The 21,310-nt window shown below is 75.0% G+C and carries 22 protein-coding genes; 19 read left to right on the forward strand and 3 right to left on the reverse strand.

What is annotated here, in order from left to right; translation table 11 throughout:
* The first annotated feature begins 110 nt into the window (after positions 1 to 110).
* The 12 genes from O2W20_RS04480 (at position 111) to tsaE (ending at position 11,423) form a co-directional block, all read left to right on the forward strand.
* Positions 111 to 1,076, forward strand: coding sequence for a PfkB family carbohydrate kinase (locus O2W20_RS04480; protein ID WP_269170529.1), 966 nt, complete (start codon positions 111 to 113; stop codon positions 1,074 to 1,076).
* Positions 1,077 to 1,128: 52 nt separating this feature from the next.
* On the forward strand, positions 1,129 to 1,614 hold the full coding sequence (locus O2W20_RS04485) for a beta-class carbonic anhydrase (protein WP_269170530.1): 486 nt from the start codon (positions 1,129 to 1,131) through the stop codon (positions 1,612 to 1,614).
* Between the two features lie 175 nt (positions 1,615 to 1,789).
* Positions 1,790 to 2,233, forward strand: a complete 444-nt coding sequence (gene rplM, locus O2W20_RS04490) for a 50S ribosomal protein L13 (RefSeq protein ID WP_269170531.1) — start codon at positions 1,790 to 1,792, stop codon at positions 2,231 to 2,233.
* A complete protein-coding gene (gene rpsI / locus O2W20_RS04495; protein ID WP_164699893.1) occupies positions 2,230 to 2,649 on the forward strand; it encodes a 30S ribosomal protein S9 in 420 nt (139 codons plus the stop codon). The genes rplM and rpsI overlap by 4 nt, the downstream gene beginning before the upstream one ends.
* 10 nt (positions 2,650 to 2,659) lie before the next feature.
* Positions 2,660 to 4,015 carry a phosphoglucosamine mutase gene (gene glmM, locus O2W20_RS04500; protein ID WP_269170532.1) on the forward strand — a complete coding sequence of 452 codons (1,356 nt, stop codon included), beginning with the start codon at positions 2,660 to 2,662 and terminating at the stop codon, positions 4,013 to 4,015.
* A 151-nt stretch (positions 4,016 to 4,166) separates the two neighbouring features.
* Positions 4,167 to 6,029, forward strand: coding sequence for a glutamine--fructose-6-phosphate transaminase (isomerizing) (glmS, locus tag O2W20_RS04505; protein ID WP_269170533.1), 1,863 nt, complete (start codon positions 4,167 to 4,169; stop codon positions 6,027 to 6,029).
* 117 nt (positions 6,030 to 6,146) lie between these two features.
* Positions 6,147 to 6,524, forward strand: coding sequence for a holo-ACP synthase (locus O2W20_RS04510; RefSeq protein ID WP_269170534.1), 378 nt, complete (start codon positions 6,147 to 6,149; stop codon positions 6,522 to 6,524).
* Entirely contained in the window at positions 6,521 to 7,957 is a 1,437-nt protein-coding gene (locus tag O2W20_RS04515) for an NAD(P)H-hydrate dehydratase (RefSeq protein WP_269170535.1), read from the forward strand. Before O2W20_RS04510 ends, O2W20_RS04515 begins: the two co-directional genes overlap by 4 nt.
* Before the next feature lie 27 nt (positions 7,958 to 7,984).
* Complete coding sequence (gene alr / locus O2W20_RS04520) at positions 7,985 to 9,136, forward strand: alanine racemase (protein WP_269170536.1); 1,152 nt, start codon at positions 7,985 to 7,987, stop codon at positions 9,134 to 9,136.
* On the forward strand, positions 9,136 to 10,323 hold the full coding sequence (locus O2W20_RS04525) for an alpha/beta fold hydrolase (protein WP_269170537.1): 1,188 nt from the start codon (positions 9,136 to 9,138) through the stop codon (positions 10,321 to 10,323). The genes alr and O2W20_RS04525 overlap by 1 nt, the downstream gene beginning before the upstream one ends.
* A gap of 33 nt (positions 10,324 to 10,356) precedes the next feature.
* A complete protein-coding gene (locus O2W20_RS04530; RefSeq protein WP_269170538.1) occupies positions 10,357 to 10,974 on the forward strand; it encodes a uracil-DNA glycosylase in 618 nt (205 codons plus the stop codon).
* Positions 10,971 to 11,423, forward strand: coding sequence for a tRNA (adenosine(37)-N6)-threonylcarbamoyltransferase complex ATPase subunit type 1 TsaE (gene tsaE, locus O2W20_RS04535; protein WP_269170539.1), 453 nt, complete (start codon positions 10,971 to 10,973; stop codon positions 11,421 to 11,423). The genes O2W20_RS04530 and tsaE overlap by 4 nt, the downstream gene beginning before the upstream one ends.
* Positions 11,424 to 11,426: 3 nt before the next feature.
* Here the strand turns inward: tsaE and O2W20_RS04540 are convergent, their stop codons facing one another.
* Positions 11,427 to 12,107 (reverse strand): alpha/beta hydrolase, encoded by a 681-nt coding sequence (locus O2W20_RS04540; protein WP_269170540.1) that lies wholly within the window; start codon positions 12,105 to 12,107, stop codon positions 11,427 to 11,429.
* A 110-nt stretch (positions 12,108 to 12,217) separates the two neighbouring features.
* On the opposite strand from O2W20_RS04540, the gene tsaB reads away from it, so the two are divergent.
* The 3 genes from tsaB to tsaD are packed head-to-tail and all read left to right on the forward strand — an operon-like array spanning position 12,218 to position 14,324.
* Positions 12,218 to 12,847 carry a tRNA (adenosine(37)-N6)-threonylcarbamoyltransferase complex dimerization subunit type 1 TsaB gene (tsaB, locus tag O2W20_RS04545; protein WP_269170541.1) on the forward strand — a complete coding sequence of 210 codons (630 nt, stop codon included), beginning with the start codon at positions 12,218 to 12,220 and terminating at the stop codon, positions 12,845 to 12,847.
* Positions 12,848 to 12,849: 2 nt separating this feature from the next.
* Positions 12,850 to 13,293: a ribosomal protein S18-alanine N-acetyltransferase gene (gene rimI / locus O2W20_RS04550; RefSeq protein ID WP_269185488.1), complete on the forward strand. Its 444-nt coding sequence runs from the start codon at positions 12,850 to 12,852 to the stop codon at positions 13,291 to 13,293.
* Positions 13,290 to 14,324, forward strand: a complete 1,035-nt coding sequence (tsaD, locus tag O2W20_RS04555) for a tRNA (adenosine(37)-N6)-threonylcarbamoyltransferase complex transferase subunit TsaD (RefSeq protein ID WP_269170543.1) — start codon at positions 13,290 to 13,292, stop codon at positions 14,322 to 14,324. Before rimI ends, tsaD begins: the two co-directional genes overlap by 4 nt.
* Positions 14,325 to 14,350: 26 nt before the next feature.
* Here tsaD and O2W20_RS04560 read toward each other — a convergent pair whose 3' ends face one another.
* Entirely contained in the window at positions 14,351 to 15,598 is a 1,248-nt protein-coding gene (locus O2W20_RS04560) for a THUMP-like domain-containing protein (protein ID WP_269170544.1), read from the reverse strand.
* A 191-nt stretch (positions 15,599 to 15,789) separates the two neighbouring features.
* On the opposite strand from O2W20_RS04560, the gene groES reads away from it, so the two are divergent.
* From groES to O2W20_RS04575, 3 genes are all read left to right on the forward strand, one after another.
* Positions 15,790 to 16,098 carry a co-chaperone GroES gene (gene groES / locus O2W20_RS04565; RefSeq protein WP_269159193.1) on the forward strand — a complete coding sequence of 103 codons (309 nt, stop codon included), beginning with the start codon at positions 15,790 to 15,792 and terminating at the stop codon, positions 16,096 to 16,098.
* A gap of 127 nt (positions 16,099 to 16,225) precedes the next feature.
* Complete coding sequence (gene groL / locus O2W20_RS04570) at positions 16,226 to 17,866, forward strand: chaperonin GroEL (protein WP_269170545.1); 1,641 nt, start codon at positions 16,226 to 16,228, stop codon at positions 17,864 to 17,866.
* Between the two features lie 146 nt (positions 17,867 to 18,012).
* Positions 18,013 to 19,626, forward strand: a complete 1,614-nt coding sequence (locus tag O2W20_RS04575) for a GGDEF domain-containing protein (RefSeq protein WP_269170546.1) — start codon at positions 18,013 to 18,015, stop codon at positions 19,624 to 19,626.
* 94 nt (positions 19,627 to 19,720) lie between these two features.
* On the opposite strand, the gene O2W20_RS04580 is transcribed toward O2W20_RS04575, so the two are convergent.
* On the reverse strand, positions 19,721 to 20,020 hold the full coding sequence (locus O2W20_RS04580; RefSeq protein WP_036334333.1) for a WhiB family transcriptional regulator: 300 nt from the start codon (positions 20,018 to 20,020) through the stop codon (positions 19,721 to 19,723).
* Between the two features lie 368 nt (positions 20,021 to 20,388).
* Between O2W20_RS04580 and O2W20_RS04585 the strand changes: the two genes are divergently transcribed.
* On the forward strand, positions 20,389 to 21,147 hold the full coding sequence (locus tag O2W20_RS04585; RefSeq protein WP_269170547.1) for a response regulator transcription factor: 759 nt from the start codon (positions 20,389 to 20,391) through the stop codon (positions 21,145 to 21,147).
* The last annotated feature ends 163 nt before the right edge of the window (positions 21,148 to 21,310 follow it).

The raw sequence follows: 21,310 nt of genomic DNA on the forward strand, positions 1-21,310 counted from the left end.
TCCGGCCCGTGGTCGCGAGACGGACGGTGGGCGGGCAGGCTGGTCCGGTGACCGACGTCGCGGCCGGCCGGGGGCCGGTGCGGTGCGACCGGAGCGGGGGAGGAGCGAGCGTGCCAGTTCCGGAGGGCCCTGCCGTCGTCGTCGGCCAGGTGGGCCGGGACCTCGTGCTGGAGGTCGACCGGTTGCCGCCCGGCGGCCGGAGCACCGACGTCCGCCGCCGCCGGGAGATGCTCGGCGGCAAGGGCGCGAACCAGGGTGTCGCGATGGCGCAGCTGGGCTGGCCGGTCGCGCTGGTCGGGGTGCTCGGCGACGACCCGCCGGGTGACCTCGTCCTGGCCCAGGCGGTCGCCGACGGCCTGGGGGTCTCCGGGGTGGTCCGCCGCCACGGTGCCGAGACCGCCCTCCTGGTCGACCTGGTGGAGTCCGACGGCACCCGGCGGCTGCTGGAGCACGTGCCGGCGGACACCCTGCTGACCGTCGCCGACGTGGACGCGGCCGCGCCCTCGTTCGCGCGGGCGTCGGCCGTCCTCCTGCAGCTGCAGCAGCCGGGGGACGCCGTCCGCGCCGCGCTGGCGCTGGCTCCGCGGGGCGTGTTGACGGTCGCGGACGGCGCGCCGCCGGACGACGAGACCCGTGACGCGCTGCTGGGCCGGGTGCAGGTCCTGCGGGCCGACGTGGTCGAGGCCGGGCTGTGGGTGGACGGCGAGCTGGACGGGCTGGCCGACGTGCGCGGTGCAGCCCACCAGCTGTGCGCGGCCGGTCCGCGGGTGGTCTGCCTCGCGGCCGGGGAGCACGGCGACCTCACGGTGTGGCGGGAGCCCGGCGGCCGGTTGCGCGAAGAGCTGGTGCCGCTGCTCGGCTCGGACCCGGTCGACCCGACCGGCGCCGGGGACAGCGTCGTGGCGGCGCTCACCGTCGCGCTGCTGCGCGGCGCGGACCCGGGGACGGCGGCCTGGCAGGCGGGGGCCGCGGCGGCCCTGACCGTGGACCGGCTCGGTGGGCGGCCCGCGCTGGACCCGGAGGAGGTCACCGGCCTCGCCGCGGGGTGCCGGGAACGCGGCGGTGCGGGCCGCTGACCGGTCGCGCTAGCGTTCGCCGGGACACGAGGCGGACGCAGAGGTGGTGCAGGTGACCGAGATCGACCAGATGCTCGCGGCGAACGAGGCCTGGCTCGGGGAGTTCCCGGGCGACCTCCCGGTGGCCCCGGACCGCAAGGTCGCCGTCGTCGCCTGCATGGACTCGCGGATGCCGCTGTTCGGGATGCTCGGACTGGCCGTCGGCGACGCCCACGTCATCCGCAACGCCGGCGGCGTCGTCACCGAGGACACCCTGCGGTCACTGGCCATCTCCCAGCACGTCCTGGGCACCCGCGCGGTGGTGCTCGTGCACCACACCGACTGCGGGCTCAACAAGGCCACCGACCAGGAGGTCGCCGACCTGGTGGAGCGGAACACCGGGCACCGGCCGCCGTGGGTGGCGCGCACCTTCACCGACGTCGACGCAGACGTCCGGGAGTCGATGCAGCGGATCCGGGAGACGCCCTATCTGCTCAGCACCGAGGTGCGGGGCACCGTCTACGACGTCGCGAGCGGCCGGCTCCGCGAAGTCGACTGATCGCGGCTGTCAGCCGACCGGTCCGACGCTGGTATGGTTCTCCGTTGGTGCGTGATGCCGGTTGGTGCACGCGTGTCCGGGGCCGCCGATCTCATCGGATCAGCCCGAGTCTCCCGTGCTCGGTGAGGCGATCCCACCAGCCACCCGCCCGACGACGACAGGACAAGTGAGCCTCGTGCGCACGTACAGCCCCAAGCCCGGTGACATCACCCGGGCCTGGCACGTCATCGACGCCACCGACGTGGTGCTCGGTCGACTCGCCAGCCAGACCGCGATCCTCCTCCGCGGCAAGCACAAGCCCCAGTTCGCGCCGCACGTCGACGCCGGCGACTTCGTCGTCATCGTCAACGCGGGCAAGGTGGCCCTGACCGGCTCCAAGCGCGACACCAAGGTCGCCTACCGCCACTCCGGCTACCCGGGTGGCCTCCGGACGATCAACGTCGGTGACGAGCTGAAGACCCGTCCCGACCGCGTCGTCGAGCGCGCCATCAAGGGGATGCTGCCGCACAACACGCTGGGCCGGCAGATGCTCTCCAAGCTCAAGGTCTACGCCGGGCCCGAGCACCCGCACGCCGCCCAGCAGCCCCAGACCTACGAGATCAAGCAGGTGGCCCAGTGACCAGCGCACTGACCGTGACCGACGCCGACGGGCGTCCCATCCAGACCGTCGGCCGCCGCAAGGAGGCCATCGTCCGGGTGCGTCTCCTCCCGGGCACCGGCGAGTTCAAGCTCAACGGCCGCACCATCGAGCAGTACTTCCCCAACAAGGTGCACCAGCAGCTCATCCGTGAGCCGTTCGTGATCCTGGAGAAGAACGAGCAGTACGACGTCGTCGGCATCCTGCACGGCGGCGGCGTCAGCGGCCAGGCCGGCGCGCTGCGCCTGGCCATCGCCCGCGCGCTCATCGAGATCGAGCCCGAGGACCGTCCGGCCCTGAAGAAGGCCGGCTTCCTCACCCGTGACCCCCGTGTCACCGAGCGCAAGAAGTACGGCCTGAAGAAGGCCCGCAAGGCGCCTCAGTACTCGAAGCGCTGACGGTACGTCCGTGGGTCGGCTCTTCGGGACCGACGGCGTCCGGGGCCGGGCCAACGCCGAGCTGACGCCGGAACTGGCGCTCTCGGTGGCCCGGGCGGCCGCCAGCGTGCTCGCCGACCGCGACGGGACCTCGCGTCCCGTCGCGGTCGTCGGGCGTGACCCCCGCGCGAGCGGGGAGATGCTCGAGGCCGCGGTCGTCGCCGGCCTGGCGAGCGCCGGTGCCGAGGTGCTGCGCGTCGGGGTCCTCCCGACCCCCGCGATCGCGCACCTGACCGGCCGCACCGACGCGGACCTGGGCGTGATGCTCTCCGCGAGCCACAACCCGATGCCCGACAACGGCATCAAGCTGTTCAGTCGGGGTGGGCACAAGCTGCCCGACGCGGTCGAGGCCGCCATCGAGCGGCGGGTGACGGGCGCCGACGACGGCGACCCCCGCGGCGACCACCGGCCGACCGGCGGGGGCATCGGCCGGGTCCGCGACCTGGCCGGCGCCGCGGAGGACTACACCACCCACGTCCTCTCCGCGCTGCGCGAACCCCTGCGGAACCTGCGCGTCGTCGTCGACTGCGCCCACGGAGCCGCCTACCGCTGCGCCCCGGAGGTCTACCGCCGGGCCGGTGCGCAGGTGCACGTCATCGGTGGCGAGCCCGACGGCTGGAACATCAACGACGGCATCGGGTCCACCCACCTGGGGCCGCTGATCGAGGCCGTCGCGCGGCACGGTGCCGACATCGGCATCGCCCACGACGGGGACGCCGACCGCTGCCTGGCCGTCACCGCCCAGGGCGAGGTCGTCGACGGCGATGCGATCCTGGCGATCTGCGCACTGGCGCTGCACGAGAGCGGCAACCTGGCCGGCGACACGGTCGTCGCCACCGTGATGAGCAACCTCGGCTTCCACCACACCATGCGCGCTGCCGGCATCACCGTGCAGACGACCGCCGTGGGCGACCGCTACGTCCTCGAGGCGCTCCGCTCGCGTGGGCTCTCCCTCGGTGGTGAGCAGAGCGGCCACCTGGTCTTCCTGGACTGGGCGACCACCGGTGACGGGCTGCTCACCGGGCTGGCGCTGCTGTCCCGGATGAGCGCCACCGGCGCCTCGCTGGCCGAGCTGGCCTCGGTCGTGCAGCGGCTGCCGCAGACGCTGGTCAACGTGCCGGTGACCGACCGGCTCGCGGTGGCGGAGAGCGACGCGGTCGCTCGGGCCGTCAACGCGGTCGAGGCCGAGCTGGGCGACTCGGGCCGGGTGCTGTTGCGCCCCTCGGGCACCGAGCAGCTGGTGCGCGTGATGGTCGAGGCGCCGACGCAGGACCAGGCTGACACCGTCGCCGCTCGGCTGGCAGAGGTCGTCGCCGCCACCCGCTGACCCCCCGTCGGCAGCTGGGTGGGCGTGCTGCTCGGCGGTGGGACCGTTCCTCGAGTGTCTGGGGGGACGCGACGAGTGGCCGCTGGTGCATGTGGGGCACGGCTCACGCAGCACGGCGGTGAGCTGGTGCGGAGTCGGTATCCTCGGTCGAATGTGCGGCATCGTGGGATACGTCGGCCCGCAGGACTCGGTGAACGTGGTCCTGGAGGGCCTGCGCCGACTCGAGTACCGGGGCTATGACTCGGCCGGGGTGGCGGTGCTGGCCGACGGCCGGCTGGCCACCGCCAAGAAGGCGGGCAAGCTCGCCAACCTGGAGAAGGAGCTCGCCGAGGAGGGGCTGCCTGCCTCGACGATCGGCATCGGGCACACCCGCTGGGCCACGCACGGCGGGCCCACCGACCGCAACGCCCACCCGCACGTCTCCGCCGACGGCACCGTCGCGGTGATCCACAACGGGATCATCGAGAACTTCGCGTCGCTGCGTGCCGAGTGCGAGGCCGCCGGCATCGAGTTCTCGTCCGAGACCGACACCGAGGTCGTCGCGCACCTGCTGGCCGCCGTCTACCGGGAGACCCCCGAGGGGCCCGACCGGCTCGCCGAGGCGATGCGCACCGTCAGCCGGCGCCTGCAGGGTGCCTTCACCCTGGTCGCCAGCCACACCGCCGAGCCCGACCGGCTGGTCGCCTCGCGGCGGAACAGCCCGCTGGTCGTCGGGGTGGGCGACGGGGAGTACTTCTTCGGCTCCGACGTGGCGGCCTTCATCGGGCACACCCGCCGGGCGCTGGACGTCCAGGAGGACCAGGTCGTGCTCCTGGACCGCGACCACGGGGTGACGGTCACCGACTTCGCCGGCACCGTCGTCGAGCCGGTGACCCGCACCGTCGACTGGGACGCCGCAGCCGCGGAGAAGGGCGGCTACGACTGGTTCATGCTCAAGGAGATCGCCGAGCAGCCGCAGGCGGTGGCAGACACCCTGCTGGGCCGGCTCGGTGAGACCGGCGAGCTGGTGCTCGACGAGGTCCGGCTCTCCGACCAGGAGCTGCGCGACGTCGACAAGGTCTTCGTCGTCGCCTGCGGAACGGCCTACCACGCGGGGCTGATCGCCAAGTACGCGATCGAGCACTGGACCCGGGTGCCGGTCGAAGTCGAGCTGGCCAGCGAGTTCCGCTACCGCGACCCGGTGCTGGACCGCAGCACGCTGGTCGTGGTGATCAGCCAGTCCGGCGAGACGATGGACACCCTGATGGCGCTGCGCCACGCGAGGGAGCAGAAGGCCAAGGTCCTGGCGATCTGCAACGCCAACGGGTCGACGATCCCGCGGGAGTCCGACGCCGTCCTCTACACCCACGCCGGGCCCGAGGTCGCCGTCGCCTCGACCAAGGGGTTCCTCACCCAGGTCGTGGCCTGCTACCTGGTGGGGCTGTTCCTCGCCCAGGTGCGCGGGGTCAAGTACGCCGACGAGGTCGCCGCCATCGTCGACGACTTGCGGGCGCTGCCGGCCCAGGTGACCGAGGTGCTGGGCACCATGGAGCCGGTGCGGGAGCTCGCCCGCGACCTCGCCTCCGAGAACACGATCTTGTTCCTCGGCCGGCACGTCGGCTACCCGGTGGCCCTGGAGGGGGCGCTCAAGCTCAAGGAGCTCGCCTACATCCACGCCGAGGGCTTCGCCGCCGGCGAGCTGAAGCACGGCTCGATCGCGCTGATCGACCAGGGGACACCGGTGATCATCGTCGTCCCGTCGCCGCTGAGCCGGGAGTCGGTGCACGGCAAGGTGGTGAGCAACATCCAGGAGGTCCGCGCCCGCGGTGCCCGCACGATCGTGATCGCCGAAGAGGGCGACGACGACGTGTTGCCCTACGCCGACCACCTGATCCGGGTGCCGCGCACCCCCACCCTGCTCGCACCGGTGGTCACCACGGTGCCGCTGCAGGTGCTGGCGTGCGAGATCGCCGCCACCCGCGGCCTCGACGTCGACCAGCCGCGCAACCTGGCCAAGAGCGTCACCGTCGAGTAGCCGGCCCCGCCGCCAGCATCGACCAGGTGACCTGATCACCGGCTGTCCCCCCGCACCAGCGTTGGTGCGGGGGGACAGTCGTCGGTGCGGGCGGACGACGGCAGGCAGACTGGGCCGGTGATCATCGGGATCGGTGTCGACGTCTGCCCGGTGGAGCGGTTCGCCGCCTCGCTGATCCGCACCCCGGGGCTGCGGGACCGCCTGTTCACCCCGGCGGAGCAACGCACCCCCGCCGGTGCCGAGCGCAGCGGCGAGTCGCTGGCGGCGCGCTTCGCCGCCAAGGAGGCCCTGGCCAAGGCACTGGGCGCGCCGGGCGGGCTGCGCTGGCACGACGCCGAGGTGGTGGTCGGGGAGCGCGGGCGCCCGCACCTGGAGGTCCGTGGCACGGTGGCCCGGTGCGCGGCCGAGCTGGGCGTCACCTCCTGGCACGTGTCGCTGAGCCACGACGGGGGCATCGCCTCGGCCATGGTGATCGCCGAGGGAACTGCCCCGTGATCGGGCTGCACACGGCCGCACAGGTCCGGGACGCCGAGCAGGCCGTGCTGGCCGGGCTCCCGGCGGGCGCGCTCATGCAGCGGGCCGCGACCGGGCTGGCCACCGTCTGCCTGCGGCTGCTGGGCCGGGGGCAGGGCGTCCGCGTGGTGCTGCTCGTCGGGTCCGGCGACAACGGCGGCGACGCCCTCTTCGCCGGCGCCCTGCTCGCCCGGCGCGGAGCGGCCGTCACCGCCGTCCTGCTCGCGCCGGAGCGGGCGCACGCCGAGGGGCTGGCCACGTTCCGCCGGGCCGGCGGGCGGGTGGCCGAGGCGGCCGACGCCGGGCTGCACCGGGCCGACCTGGTCCTCGACGGGATCATCGGTCTGGGCGGCACGGGCGGGCTGCGGGAGCCGGCGGCCGCGCTGGTCCGGGAGGCGACCGCCGGGCCGGGGCTGCTGGTCGCGGTCGACCTGCCCAGCGGCGTCGTCGCCGACACCGGGGAGGTGCCCGGCGATGCCTTCCCCGCGCAGCACACGGTCACCTTCGGCGCGGTCAAGCCCGGGCTGGTGGTGGGCGCCGGGCGCCGGCAGGCGGGCACGGTGCACCTGGTCGACATCGGGCTCGGCCCCGCGCTGGCCGAGCCGGCGGCCCGGCAGCTGACCGACGCCGACGTCGTCCCGCACCTGGACGCCCCCGCACCCGACGACGACAAGTACTCCCGCGGCGTGGTCGGTGTGCTGGCCGGGTCGGCCACCTACCCCGGCGCCGGGGTGCTCTGCACGGGAGCCGCGCTGCGCACCCGGCCGGGCCTGGTCCGGTACGCCGGCACCGCCGCGGACGGCGTCCGGGCCTCCTGGCCGGAGGCCATCGTCACGTCCGGCCGCCCGGGGGACGCCGGCCGTGTGCAGGCCTGGGTGATCGGCCCAGGGATGGGCACCGACGACGACGCCGCCAGCGTGCTCGCCGAGGTGCTGGCGACCGACCTGCCGGTGGTGGTCGACGCCGACGGGCTGACCCTGGTCGCCCAGCGGCCGGAGCTGGTGGGCGAGCGGACCGCGCCCACCGTGCTCACCCCGCACGACCGCGAGTTCGCGCGCCTCTTCGGTGAGGTCGGCACCGACCGGATGGCCGCGACCCGCCGCGGTGCCGCGGAGCTGGGCTGCACCGTGCTGCTCAAGGGGGATGCCACCGTCGTCGCCGACGCGGCCGGCACCACCTTCGTCAACGGCACCGGCACCCCGTGGCTGGCGACCGCGGGCACCGGCGACGTGCTCGCCGGGGTGCTGGGTGCCGTGCTGGCCACCGGGCTGCCGGCGGCGGAGGCCGCGGCCGTCGCCGCCCACCTGCACGGCCGGGCCGGGCAGCTGGCCGCCGAACAGGGACCGCTGATCGCCGGGGACCTGGTCCGCCGGCTGCCCGAGACGCTGGCCCGGCTGCGCGCCGGTGCCGGCTGACCGCGGCGGCCTGGGACAGTGGGCGGTGTGACGCAGGTGCAGCAGGTGCTGGGCAGCCGGGCCGAGGTGGTCGTCGACCTCGACGCGATCGCGGAGAACACCGCGGCGCTGCGCGCGCGGGCCGGCCGGCCGCTGATGGCCGTGGTCAAGGCCGACGGCTACGGTCACGGGCTGGTCCCCGCTGCCCGGGCGGCGCTGGCCGGCGGGGCCGACGCCCTCGGGGTGACGGTGCTGGAGGAGGCGCTCGCGTTGCGCGCCGCCGGGGTCGCCGCGCCCCTGCTGTCCTGGCAGCACGGGCCGGGGGAGGACTACGCCGCGGCCCTGGCCGCCGACGTCGAGCTGTCGGTCAACGCCGAGTGGGCGCTGGCCGAGGTCGTCGACGCTGCGCGCGCCACCGGCCGCACCGCCCGCGTGCAGCTGTTCGCCGACACCGGCCTGTCCCGCGAGGGGGCGACCCCGGAGGCGTGGCCCGGGCTGGTGGCCGCCGCGGTGCGCGCCCAGGCCGACGGCGACCTCGTCGTGACCGGGCTGTGGAGCCACCTCGCCTACGCCGACGCCCCCACCCACCCGACGATCGCCCGCCAGGTGCAGGTCTTCGAGGAGGCGGTGGCGCTGGCCGGGCGGGCCGGGCTGACCGACGTCCGCCGGCACCTGGCCAACTCGGCGGCCACGATCGCGCTGCCGGAGACGTGGTACGACATGGTCCGGCCCGGGGTCGCGCTGTACGGCCTGGACCCGCTGGGCGGCGACCCGGGGCAGTACGGGCTCCGCCCGGCGATGACGGTCCAGGCCCGGGTGGCGCTGACCAAGCGGGTGCCGGCCGGGACCGGGGTCTCCTACGGCCACACCTACGCCCCGGACCGTGAGACGACGCTGGCCCTGGTGCCGGTCGGCTACGCCGACGGGGTGCCCCGCGCCGCCGGGAACCGGGCGCCGGTGTTCGCCGCCGGGGCGCAGCGGACGATCGCCGGCCGGGTCTGCATGGACCAGTTCGTCCTCGACGTGGGCGACGACCCGATCGCACCGGGCGACGCGGTGGTGCTGTGGGGCTCGGGGGCGGACGGCGAGCCGACCGCCCAGCAGTGGGCCGACGCGGTCGACACCATCCACTACGAGCTCGTCACCCGGGTGGGCGGCCGCTTCTCCCGCCGCTACGTCGGCACCGCGGGGACCGCCTGATGGCGCAGCACGGCCACCTCCGCCTGGGCCGCACGGCCGGCCTGGTCGGCGCCGCGGTCGGCCTGGCCGCCGCGGGGACGGCGGTCGGGGTCGCCGTCACCCGGACGGCGACGGCCCGGGTGCGGGCCGGCCAGCTGGCCGGTCAGCGCGGGGAGAACGGCCGCCCCGTCGAGGACGTGCCGGTGAACCAGCTGCGCCGGGAGGACCCGCTGGGCGCCGGCCGCCGTACCGCCGACCGCACGGTGGTGGTGCGGGCCGACGACGGGGTGGCGCTCACGGTCGAGGAGGTCGGCCCGACCGATGCGCCGCTGACCGTCGTCTTCGTGCACGGCTACGCGCTGTCCATGGCCTCCTGGACGTTCCAGCGCAGGGACCTCGGCGAGCAGCTGGCCACCGCCAACGGCCACCGGCCCACCGCGCGCCTGGTCTTCTACGACCAGCGGGGGCACGGCGCCTCCGGCCGCGGTGCCCCCGAGCGCTCGACGATCGACCAGCTGGCCGCGGACCTGGAGTCGGTGCTCACCGCGCGGGTGCCGCGCGGGCCGGTGGTGCTCGTCGGTCACTCGATGGGCGGGATGACGGTGCTCGCACTCGCCCAGCGACGGCCGGAGCTGTTCGGGACCCGGGTCGCCGGGGTGGCGCTGGTGTCCACCTCCAGCGGCAACCTCGGCGACCTGGACTTCGGGCTGCCCGCGCTGCTGACCCGGGTGCGCGCCACGGTGCTGCCAGTGGCGGTCTGGGCCATGCGCCGCAGGCCCGGGCTCGCCGAGGTGACCCGGCGACTGGCCAAGGACGTCGTGTCGGCGGTCACCTGGTCGATGTCGTTCTCCTCCACCGGCGTCGACCCGGCACTGGGGCGCTACGTGGACGCGATGATCGCCGGGACCCCGGTCGACGTGGTCGCCGAGTTCTACCCGGCGATCGCCGGACTGGACGTCAGCGGCGCGATCGAGCCGTTGTGCCGGGTGCCGACCGTGGTGCTCACCGGCGACGCGGACAAGCTGATCCCCAAGGCGCACAGCGAGCGGATCCGGACGCGGCTCGAGGAGTCGGGGGACGGCGCCGTCGAGTACGTCGCCGTCCCGGACGCCGGGCACCTGGTGCCGCTGGAGCACCCGGGACAGGTCACCGACGTGCTGGCCGGCCTGATCCGCCGGGTCGCCGCCGGGCAACGCCCCGCCGACTGACCCCCGACCGGGCCCCGGTCGTAGGGTGCTGGCGTGGCTGCTCCCCGACCCGACGCGGCCGCCGGCGAGGTGGCGGCGACCGCCGCGGCCGCGCCGGACTGGGCCTCGCTCGCCGAGGTCGCCCGCTCCTGCGTCGCCTGCCCCGAGCTGGCCGCCACCCGGCAGCACGTCGTCGTCGGGGACGTGCCGGTGACGGGTCGGCCGCGGCTGGTGGTCGTGGGGGAGGCCCCCGGGGCCACCGAGGACGAGACCGGCCGGCCGTTCGTGGGGAAGAGTGGTGCGCTGCTGGACCTGCTGCTCGGCGAGGCCGGCCTGGCCCGCGAGGAGGTGGCCGTGCTCAACATCGTGAAGTGCCGCCCACCGGGCAACCGGACCCCGAGGGCCCCCGAGGTCGCCCGGTGCAGCGGCTGGCTGCGCCGCCAGCTCGACCTGCTCGGCGCCGACGTCGTGGTCGCCCTTGGGCTCTCCTCGGCGAAGTGGTTCCTCGGCCCGCGCACCGTGCTCGGCCAGGTGCGTGGCCGGGCGCACGACGTCGACGGGCGTGCCGTGTGGGTCACCTACCACCCGTCGGCGGCGATCCGGTTCGGTCCGAACGGTGCCCCGCGAGCCGCGCTCGCCGCCGACCTGCGCGCCGTGGCGGGCTCGCTGTGAGGCGCGCGCACGAGCTGCCCACCGTCGCCGACACCCAGGCCTTCGGCCGCGAGCTGGCCGGGTTGCTGCGGGCCGGCGACCTGGTCGTGCTGGCCGGTCCCCTGGGTGCGGGGAAGACGGCCCTCACCCAGGGCATCGGCGCCGGCCTCGGGGTGCCCGGCCCGGTGACCTCGCCGACCTTCGTGCTGGCCCGGGTGCACCGCGGCGGACGGGTCCCGCTGGTGCACGTCGACGCCTACCGGCTGGCCGGCATGGCCGACGTCGACGACCTGGACCTGGACGCCACCACCGACGAGGCGGTCACGGTCGTCGAGTGGGGGCACGGCCTGGTGGAGCAGCTGGCCGACGAGCACCTGGTGGTCGAGCTCGACCGGCGGGACGACGACGTCCGCACCGCCCTGCTGGTGCCCGTCGGCCCGGGCTGGGAGCAGCGGCTCACCGACGCCTGAGGCTCAGCCGGCCCGCTCGACGATCGGGCGCAGCAGCGCCGCCAGTTCGGCCGGCGCGGCCAGGAACGGTGAGTGGCCGGCGTCCAGCCGGAGCACGGTGCCGGCGCGGGTGGACATCGCCTCCTGGGCGGCGACCGGGATGGCCTGGTCCTGCTCGCAGACGACGTAGGTGCTCGGCAGCTCCGTCCAGGCGGCGCGGCTCAGCGGCTGGGTGAGCGCGGCCGTGGACTGCAGCTGCAGCTCGGCCACCGCCTGCCGGGTGAGCTCGGGGGAGACGCCGTTGTAGAACACCGTCTCCGGCGCGGTGGCCCGCACGTGCGTCGGGTGCAGCTCCTGCCAGGGCGGGACCTGTCCGCCCAGGCTGCTCACCAGCGAGTCGCCCACGTCGAGCTGGAAGGCGCACAGGTAGACCAGGTGCGCCACGCCCAGTTCCGCGCTGGCCGCCTCGCTGATCGGGATCCCGCCGTAGGAGTGCCCCACCAGGACGACGGGCCCCTCGACCCCGGCGAGCGCGTCCCGGACGGCCGCGGCGTCGGCGGTGAGGTCGCCGAGCGACTGCGGGTCGGTGCCGGAGCTGGGCAGCGCGACGCGGACGACGTCGACGCCGGGCAGGTGGTCGACCAGCGGCTGCCAGCACCACGGGGTGTGCCAGGCGCCGTGGACCAGGACCAGGGTGGCGGGCATGTGGGTTCCTCGTCGTCGGGGGCAGTGGACGCGCAGTTGATCAACAAGGCGGCCTCGGGCGCAACCGCCCGGCCGCTGCCGACGGGGCGCGGCATCTACCCTCGACGGTCGTGCTCGTCCTCGCGCTCGACACGGCCACCCCGACCCTCGTGGTCGGCCTCGCCCGCTGGACCGCCGGTGGCCCCGCCGACGTGCTCACCGAGCGCGGGCTGCCCTCGGGCAATCGGCACGCCGAGCTGCTCACCCCCGCGATCCGGGAGGTCCTCAGCACCGCCGGCGTCGCGATGGCCGACCTGGACGCCGTCGTCGTCGGCCTCGGGCCGGGACCGTTCACCGGCCTGCGGGTCGGCATCGTCACCGCAGCCGCCCTGGGGGACGCCCGCGGGATCCCGGTGCACGGGGTCTGCTCGCTGGACGCGGTCGGCGACGGCGCCCGGTCGGTGGTCACCGACGCCCGGCGCAAGGAGGTCCACTGGGCCACCTACGACGACACCGGGGCGCGGCTCTCCGGCCCCGGGGTGGACCGGCCGGAGGACGCCCCGGTCGCCGACCCGGTCGTCGGGGACATCCGGTTCGCCGAGCGGCTGGGTCGCGAGGTCATCGCCGCAGAGGTCACCACTGCCGGGCTGCTGCGCGCCGCCGTCCCCGTGCTGGGCCGGCCACCGGCGCCGCTGGAGCCGCTGTACCTGCGCCGTCCCGACGCGGTGCCCTCGGTGACCCGCAAGCCGGTCTCACAGTGACGGTGCAGCTGCGCGACATGACGGTCGCCGACCTGCCGGCCGTGATGGGTCTCGAGGAGGAGCTCTTCGCCCCCGACACCTGGACCGAGTGGATGTACCGGGACGAGCTCGCCCGCCCCGACACCCGGCACTACCTGGTCGCCGTCGACGCCGACGCCGTGCTCGGCTACGCGGGGCTGATCAGCTACCCCTACGAGGCGCACATCGCCACCATCGGGGTCACCGGCACGCGGCAGCACGAGGGGATCGGGGCGCTGCTGCTGGACGCGCTGCTCGCCGAGGCGGACGGGCGGCGCACGCCGGTGCTGCTGGAGGTGCGCGAGGACGACGAGGCGACCCAGGCGTTCTACCGCCGGCGCGGGTTCGCCGAGATCGGCCGCCGCCCGAACTACTACCCGCTCAGTGGGAAGGACGCCGTCGTGATGCTGCGGGAGGTGCGGCGATGAGCCAGCCGCTGGTGCTGGGGTTCGAGACCTCGTGCGACGAGACCGGCATCGGGCTGGTGCGCGGGCAGACGCTGCTCTCCGACGCGCTGGCCACGTCCATGGCCGAGCACGAGCGCTTCGGCGGGGTGGTCCCGGAGATCGCCAGCCGGGCGCACCTGGAGGCGATGGTCCCCACGGTGCACCGGTCGCTGGCCGACGCCGGGGTGACCCTCGGCGACGTCGACGCGATCGCGGTCACCGCGGGGCCGGGGCTGACCGGCGCGCTGCTGGTGGGGGTGGCGGCGGCCAAGGCCTACGCGCTGGCCCTCGACGTCCCGCTGTACGGGGTGAACCACCTGGCCGCGCACGTCGCCGTCGACGAGCTGGAGCACGGCCGGCTGGCCGAGCCCTCGATCGCGCTGCTCGTCTCCGGCGGGCACAGCTCCCTGCTGCTGGTGCCCGACCTCGCCCAGGACGTGCAGGAGCTGGGCCGGACGATCGACGACGCCGCGGGGGAGGCCTTCGACAAGGTCGCCCGGGTGCTCGACCTGCCGTTCCCCGGTGGCCCGCCGATCGACCGCGCCGCCCGGGAGGGCGACCCGCGGGCGATCCCGTTCCCGCGCGGGCTCACCGGCCCCCGGGACGCCACCTACGACTTCTCCTTCTCCGGCCTGAAGACGGCGGTGGCCCGGTGGGTGGAGGGGCAGCAGCGGGCCGGGGAGCCGGTGTCGGTCGCCGACGTCTCCGCGTCCTTCCAGGAGGCGGTGGTCGACGTGCTGACCGCCAAGGCGGTGCGGGCCTGCCGCGACCACGGGGTCGACCACCTGGTCATCGGCGGCGGCGTGGCGGCCAACTCGCGACTGCGCGCCCTGGCCCAGGAGCGCTGCGACGCCGCCGGGATCGTGCTGCGCACCCCGAGCCCGCGACTGTGCACCGACAACGGCGCGATGGTGGCCGCACTCGGCTCGCGCCTGGTCGAGGCCGGGGTGGCCCCGGCGCCGGTCGACCTCGGCGCCGACAGCTCCATGCCGATCGACCTGATCTCCCGCTAGCCCACCAGAATGGCCATCTTGGTGGGCTAGGGGGCTGCGCAGACCAGCACGGTCGGGGCGCCGGCGACGCGGGTGACGACGACGACCGCGCTGCCCTCGCCGGGCCCGCGGAGCTGCCGGGCCAGCGTCTCGGGCTCGATCGGCGACCCCCGCTTCTTCACCACCACCCGGCCGACCCCGCGGGCGCGCAGCAGCGCCTTCAGCTTCTTCAGGTTGAACGGCAGCACCTCGGTCACCCGGTACGAGCTGACCCACGGGGAGTCGGCGGCCGCATCGGAGGTCAGGTAGGCGATCGTCGGGTCGACCAGGGTCGCGTCCAGCTCGGCCGCGGCGAGGGCGACCAGGCCGGAGCGGATGACCGCCGGGTCGGGCTCGTGCAGCCAGTCGCGCACCGGGCCGGGCCGCGCGTCGCCCGGATCGGTGTCGGCGGTCAGCTCCCGCACGCCGCCGTCCCGGCCGATCACGGTGGCCCGGCGCCACGTGCGCGACGGCCCGCGCCCCCACAGCAGCGCCTCGACGATCGACCCGCCCACCGACACCCACTCCGCCTCGACCCCGGCCGGCACCTGGTCGTGGTCCAGCCCGGGAGCCACCTTCACCAGGCAGGTGGGCACGGCGTCGAGCAGCGCCTGCACCGTCGACCAGGGTGGGGACCAGCGGTCCGGGTCGAGCTGACGGCGCCCGCCGGCCCGCCGGGCGGGGTCGAGGACGGCGGCGTCGCAGCCGGCCACCCGGCCCCCGGTCGCGGCGGCCACCAGGTCGACGGCGTCGGCCGCACGGACCTCGACCCCGCTGAGCCCCGCCGCCGCGGCGTTGAGCCGGGTGAGCTCGCGGGCGACCGGGTCCAGGTCGACGGCGACCACGGCGGCGCCGGCCCGGGCCAGCGCCACCGTGTCGGTGCCGGCCGCGCAGCCGAGGTCGACCACCGAGCGGGCACCGTCGGCCAGCAACCGGGCGGCCCGCCGGTCGGCGAGCACCGGGCGGCCGGCCTGCTCGAGTGCGTCGGCGGTGAAGAAGAACCGGTCGGCGTCGGCGCCGAACGCCGGCCGGGCCCGCTCCCGTTGCCGGGCGATGCCCCAGGCCGGGCCGGCCAGCTCCACGCCCACCTCGGCTCGCAGCCGGGTCAGCGCGGTGACCGCGTCGGCGCGTTCGGCCAGGAGCTCCCGGGCGCGGGTCAGCGCCGCCGCACCGGCCGGGGTCGCGAGGGCCTGCAGCTGGCGCACCGTCTCCGCGGCCTGCCCGCCGGGCTCGTCGTCGTGGGGGTCCCCGGGCACCGGCACAGCCTGGCGCATCGCCGTCCCCACCTGGGCAGGACCCCGGTTGAGCGGCTGGCACTCACGTGGGTAGAGTGCCAATCGACACGGGCCGGGCCCCGACCCCCGCGACGGCGAGGCCCAGCCCCCGTGCCACAGCATCAGCACCATCCATTCGAGAGCCCGTCCGACACCGAAGGGGGCGTCACGACGTGACGACCGCTACCAAGGTCAACATCAAGCCGCTCGAGGACCGCGTGGTGGTCCAGGCCAATGAGGCCGAGACCACCACCGCCTCCGGTCTGGTCATCCCGGACACCGCCAAGGAGAAGCCCCAGGAGGGCACCGTCATCGCTGTCGGCCCCGGCCGCGTCGACGACAACGGCAACCGGGTCCCGCTCGACGTGAACGTCGGCGACGTGGTCATCTACTCGAAGTACGGCGGCACCGAGGTGCGCTACGGCGGCGAGGACTACCTCGTCCTCTCCGCGCGCGACCTGCTCGCCGTCGTCTCCAAGTAAGACCCTCGGCCCCCACAGGGCCGCGCACGACACAGCACGACACCGCCCCGGCGACCCGAACCACCGGGTCCCGGGGCGGTCGTCGTCTGCCCCCGTTCTCCTCCGCACCACCTGAGAGAGGTCTGGCATGGCCAAGATCATCCTGTTCGACGAGGACGCCCGTCGCGCCCTCGAGCGTGGCGTCGACAAGCTCGCCGACGCCGTCAAGGTCACCCTCGGCCCCCGCGGCCGCAACGTGGTCATCAACAAGAACTTCGGCGCCCCGACGATCACCAACGACGGCGTGACCATCGCCCGGGAGATCGATCTCGAGGACCCGTACGAGAACCTCGGCGCCCAGCTCGCCAAGAACGTCGCCACCAAGACCAACGATGTCGCCGGCGACGGCACCACCACCGCCACCGTGCTGGCCCAGGCCCTCGTGCACGAGGGCCTGCGCAACGTCGCCGCCGGGGCCAACCCGATGAGCCTGGGCCGCGGCATGCGCGCCGCCGTCGACGCGGTCTCCGCCGCCCTCGACGCCGTCGCCATCCCCGTCGACGACCGGAAGGCCATCGCCGGGGTCGCCACCGTCTCCGCCCAGGACGCCGAGGTCGGCGAGCTGATCGGCGAGGCGATGGAGCGGGTCGGCAAGGACGGCGTCATCACCGTCGAAGAGGCCAACGGGATGACCACCGACCTGGACGTCACCGAGGGCGTGCAGTTCGACAAGGGCTACCTGTCGCCGTACTTCGTCACCGACAACGAGTCGATGGAGGCCGTCCTCGAGGACGCCCTCGTCCTCATGGTCAGCGGCAAGGTCAGCGCCCTGGCGGACCTGCTGCCGCTGCTGGAGAAGGTCCTGGCGACCGGCAGCCGCCCGCTGCTGATCGTGGCCGAGGACGTCGAGGGCGAGGCGCTGTCCACCCTGGTCGTCAACTCGATCCGCAAGACCGTCAAGGTCGTCGCGGTGAAGTCGCCCTACTTCGGCGACCGGCGCAAGGCGTTCATGACCGACCTCGCCATCGTCACCGGCGGCCAGGTCGTCAGCGAGGACGTCGGCCTGTCCCTGGACGGCGTCGGCCTCGAGGTGCTGGGCACCGCGCGCCGGGTGACCGTCACCAAGGACGACACGACGATCGTCGACGGTGGCGGCACCTCCGGCGCCGTGGCCGACCGGGTCGCCCAGATCCGCAAGGAGATCGAGGCGACCGACTCCGACTGGGACCGCGAGAAGCTGCAGGAGCGGCTGGCCAAGCTGGCCGGCGGCATCGCGGTCATCCGCGTCGGTGCCGCGACCGAGGTCGAGATGAAGGAGCGCAAGCACCGCATCGAGGACGCCATCGCCGCCACCCGCGCTGCGGTGGAGGAGGGCGTCGTCCCCGGGGGTGGCTCCGCGCTGGTGCACGCCGCCACGGCGATCGACGACCTGGAGCTGACCGGCGACGAGCTGATCGGCGCCCGGTCGGTGCGCAAGGCGATCGACTCCCCGCTGTCGCTGATCGCCTCCAACGCCGGGTTCGAGGGGCCGGTCGTCGTCGGCCGGGTCCGTGAGCTGGGCATCGGCCAGGGCTTCAACGCCGCCACCGGCGAGTACGGCGACCTGGCCGCCCAGGGCGTCATCGACCCGGTCAAGGTCACCAAGGCTGCGCTGTCGCACGCCGCCTCGATCGCGGCGATGGTGCTCACCACCGATTCCGCGATCGTGGAGAAGCCCGCCGACCAGGAGTCCGACGGTGCCGGGCACCACACCCACGGGCACTCGCACGGCCACGGGCACAGCCACTGAGCTGAGCGCGACCGGCTGACCTCCGCCCCCGTTCCCGTCTGGGAGCGGGGGCGGAGGCGTTCCTGGCCGCTGAGTGGGCACAACCCGTGCGAGTCAGCCCGCCGAGGCCGGGCTCAAGCTGTTGGTCGGGCGGTCGATGGGGTGGTGTGCACGACACGGAGGCCGGTGAGAGGGCAGGGTCCCTCTCCTCTCCGGCGACCGCTGCGGACGCCGTCGAGCTGGCGGCCGTCCTCAGCGAACTGGAGGCGCTGTCGCGATTCGACCGCGACGGCATCGGCGACCGGGCGCAGGCGGCGCAGGACGCCGCCCGCGCACTGGACGTCCCGGAGCTGGAGCTGCGGGCGCGACTGGTGGCGGCCGACCTGGCCCGACGACGCGGGGACGTGGCCGAGGCCGGCCGGGTCGCCCGCGAGGTGCAGCGCTGGGCCACCGACGCGGGTTCCCGGCACCTGCTGTCCCGCAGCCACTTCCTGCTGGCGGCCGTCTTCCAGGAGCTGGGCGACCTCTCGCTGGCCCTGGAGCACGCCGTCCAGTCGGTGGACCTGCTCGGCGACGACGGGCCCCCGGCGCAGCGGATCGACCACCTCGCCCGGCTGGCCGACTGCCAGGGCCTGCAGGGTGACGAGGGAGCGCGGGAGCGGTACGCAGAGGTGCTCGGTCTCGCCGCGCAGCTCGGTGACGTGGACCGGCAGCTGCTGATCCTGAACAACTGGGCCTACGTGGAGACGATCGCCGGCCGGTACGACGGTGCCCTGACCCTGAGCACGCAGCTGCAGGCCCTCTCCGACGAACAAGGGGTGGTGTTGCACGTCGGGCGGCTGGACACCATCGCCCGCGCCCTCCTCGGACTGGGCCGGCTGGAGGAGGCGGAGAACGCCCTCGCGCCCGGGACCCGGCCCGGAGCGCTGGACGCCTCGTCGGACGGGGACGCCGGCGCCGACTTCCTGCTCACCCTGGCCGAGGTCCGTCGCCGGCGGGGGCGCGTGGCCGGTGCGCAGCAGGCGCTCGACGAGTGCGTGCGCCGGTGCGAGCAGCACGGGCTGACCGCCATCCGGGTGCGTGCCCGGCGGGAGCAGGCCGAGCTGCACGCGGCAGGTGCTGACTTCCGGGCGGCGTTCGAGGAGCACCAGCTGTACTGCCAGGCGGCGCTGGACCTGCAGTCCGTGCAACGCGATGCCCGGGCCCGGGCGCTGCAGGCGATGTACGAGACCACCGAGGCGCGGCGGCAGAGCCGGCGCTACCGCGAGCTCTCGCTGCGCGATCCGCTGACGGGCCTGTACAACCGGCGCTTCGTCGACGACCAGCTCCCGCAGGTGCTGGACCGGGCGACCGCGGCCGACGAGGTGGTCTCCGTGGCGCTGGTCGACCTGGACCACTTCAAGCGCGTCAACGACACGTGGTCCCACGACGTCGGGGACCAGGTGCTCCGCGCAGTGGCGGCGAGGCTGGAGGTCGCAGCGTCGGGCTCCGTCGTCCCGGGCGGCTTCGCCGCCCGGATGGGGGGCGAGGAGTTCCTGCTGGTGCTCGTGGGCGGGGACCTGCCGCGCGCCGTCCGGCAGCTGGACGACCTGCGCCGGGAGGTCGCCGCCCACCCGTGGGGCGACCTGGCCGACGACCTGGCGGTGACGCTGAGCGCCGGGGTGTCCACCACGGCCGGGGACGCGGGCGCGACGATCGCCGGTCTGCTCAGCCGCGCGGACGAGCACCTGTACGGGGCGAAGACCCGAGGGCGGGACCTGGTCGTCAGCGACCTGGGCTGAGCGGTGCCGGACAGCCGAGAGGGCCGGTCCGACACGTTCGTCGGACCGGCCCTCTCGGCGTCTCGTCAGCGGGGGAGGCCTCCCGCAGGCAGGATCAGACCGCGGCGGCGATGGCGGCGGGCTCGGCGGCGATCAGCCGCGCGCGCTCCTCCTCGCTCATGCCACCCCAGACCCCGTAGGGCTCGCGGACCGACAGGGCGTGCTGGAGGCAGGACTCGATCACTGGACAACGTCCGCAGACGGCTTTGGCAGCGGCCTGGCGGCGCGCGCGGGCCGGCCCGCGCTCACCGTCGGGGTGGAAGAAGAGCGACGTGCTCTCGCCCCGGCAGGAACCGTGCAGCTGCCAGTCCCAGACCTCGGCCACGGGGTTGGGCAGTCGGCGGATGTCAGCCATTGGACCTCCTCGGCTCGGTGCACCGGGGGGTCTGCCCGGTCGCTTCCGGGCCGATGCCCGCTGCCGACCAGCCGCAAACACGACCGATCGTGCTCGTCCTGCGAGATCGGCCGACTTGTGCTTCAGCCGTCGCGCGATCACGGGTCGTCACCCGCGGGGGTGACGGCCACTGTTGCTGCACTACCCAGCGGATCAAGGTGGTCACAGTGAGTGCCGACCACCAGGGTGGGGGACACCCCGACACCCGTCCGGGAGACCGGAGGTGCCGGCGCTCCCGGGAGCGGGGGGACCACCCCGCTCCGGCCACCCGCCCGGGCGACGCCCGGTCGGTACGCCGCCGGCTCCGACCGGCGCAGACGGGAGCAGTCGTGATCGAGGACAGGACGCGGGGCAACAGCAGCGGTGGATCCGTCGTCTGGGTGTTCGACGAGCGCCGCCGGGTCCGGGACGACGTCGCCGGCCGGCTCCTGGCCCTGCCGTTCGTCAGCCGCGTCGAGGCCGTCGCCGACCCCGCGTCGCTGATGGCCCGGCTGGACAACCGGGTGCCCGACGTCCTCCTCGTCGGCACCCAGCGGGCGACCGACAGCGGGCTGTCGGTGGCCACCCAGGTCCTGCGCGCCCACCCCACGCTGCCGGTGCTGATGCTCGGCGCACCGGACGACGCCGAGACCGTGCGCGCCGCGGTCTCCCTCGGCGCGCGGGGCTACCTCCGCTGGGACGCCAGCCCGGTGGAGCTCGGGCTGGGCCTGTCCCGCACCGGCATGCGTCCCGAGGGTGGGCGCCTGCCCCACCAGGTGGCCCCTGCGCCCCGCAACCCGCAGCACGCGGGCATGCTCGCCGGTGCCCCCGCCGGCTCGGGCTGGAGCGGCGCCAGCCCGCTGGCCGGCCTGGCCCCGACCACGGTGCGGTCCACGGTCCCCGAGACGCCGCAGGCCGCCCTGTCGGGGCGGGAGATGCAGGTGCTCACCGGGATGAGCCAGGGCAAGAGCAATGCCCAGATCGGCCGGGAGCTCTACCTGTCCGAGGACACGATCAAGACGCACGCGCGGCGGCTGTTCCGCAAGCTGGGCGCCAAGGACCGCGCCGAGGCCGTCGCCACCGGCTTCCGCCGCGGCATCATGACCTGACCTCCTGGTCCTGACCGAGGTCAGGCCGCCCGGGCGACCGTCGAGCCGCTGCGCGCCGCGGCCCACCGGTCGGGGAGGCGGCTCTACCTCACGCTGGCCGGAGGTGCGGGCCGTCGTCCACCGGACGACGGCCCGTCCACGTCCCGGCCGGTGCACGGTCGAC

Origin of the sequence: Modestobacter sp. VKM Ac-2982 (assembly GCF_026967935.1) — a bacterium.
Taxonomy (GTDB): Bacteria; Actinomycetota; Actinomycetes; order Mycobacteriales; family Geodermatophilaceae; genus Modestobacter.

What these genes read in the sequence shown, in the direction of transcription:
- O2W20_RS04540 (WP_269170540.1), bottom strand. Translation starts at nt 12,107, where the DNA reads ATGCCCGCCACCCTGGTCCTGGTCCACGGCGCCTGGCACACCCCGTGG.
- glmS (WP_269170533.1), top strand. Translation starts at nt 4,167, where the DNA reads ATGTGCGGCATCGTGGGATACGTCGGCCCGCAGGACTCGGTGAACGTG.
- O2W20_RS04525 (WP_269170537.1), top strand. Translation starts at nt 9,136, where the DNA reads ATGGCGCAGCACGGCCACCTCCGCCTGGGCCGCACGGCCGGCCTGGTC.
- groL (WP_269170545.1), top strand. Translation starts at nt 16,226, where the DNA reads ATGGCCAAGATCATCCTGTTCGACGAGGACGCCCGTCGCGCCCTCGAG.
- O2W20_RS04580 (WP_036334333.1), bottom strand. Translation starts at nt 20,020, where the DNA reads ATGGCTGACATCCGCCGACTGCCCAACCCCGTGGCCGAGGTCTGGGAC.
- tsaD (WP_269170543.1), top strand. Translation starts at nt 13,290, where the DNA reads ATGAGCCAGCCGCTGGTGCTGGGGTTCGAGACCTCGTGCGACGAGACC.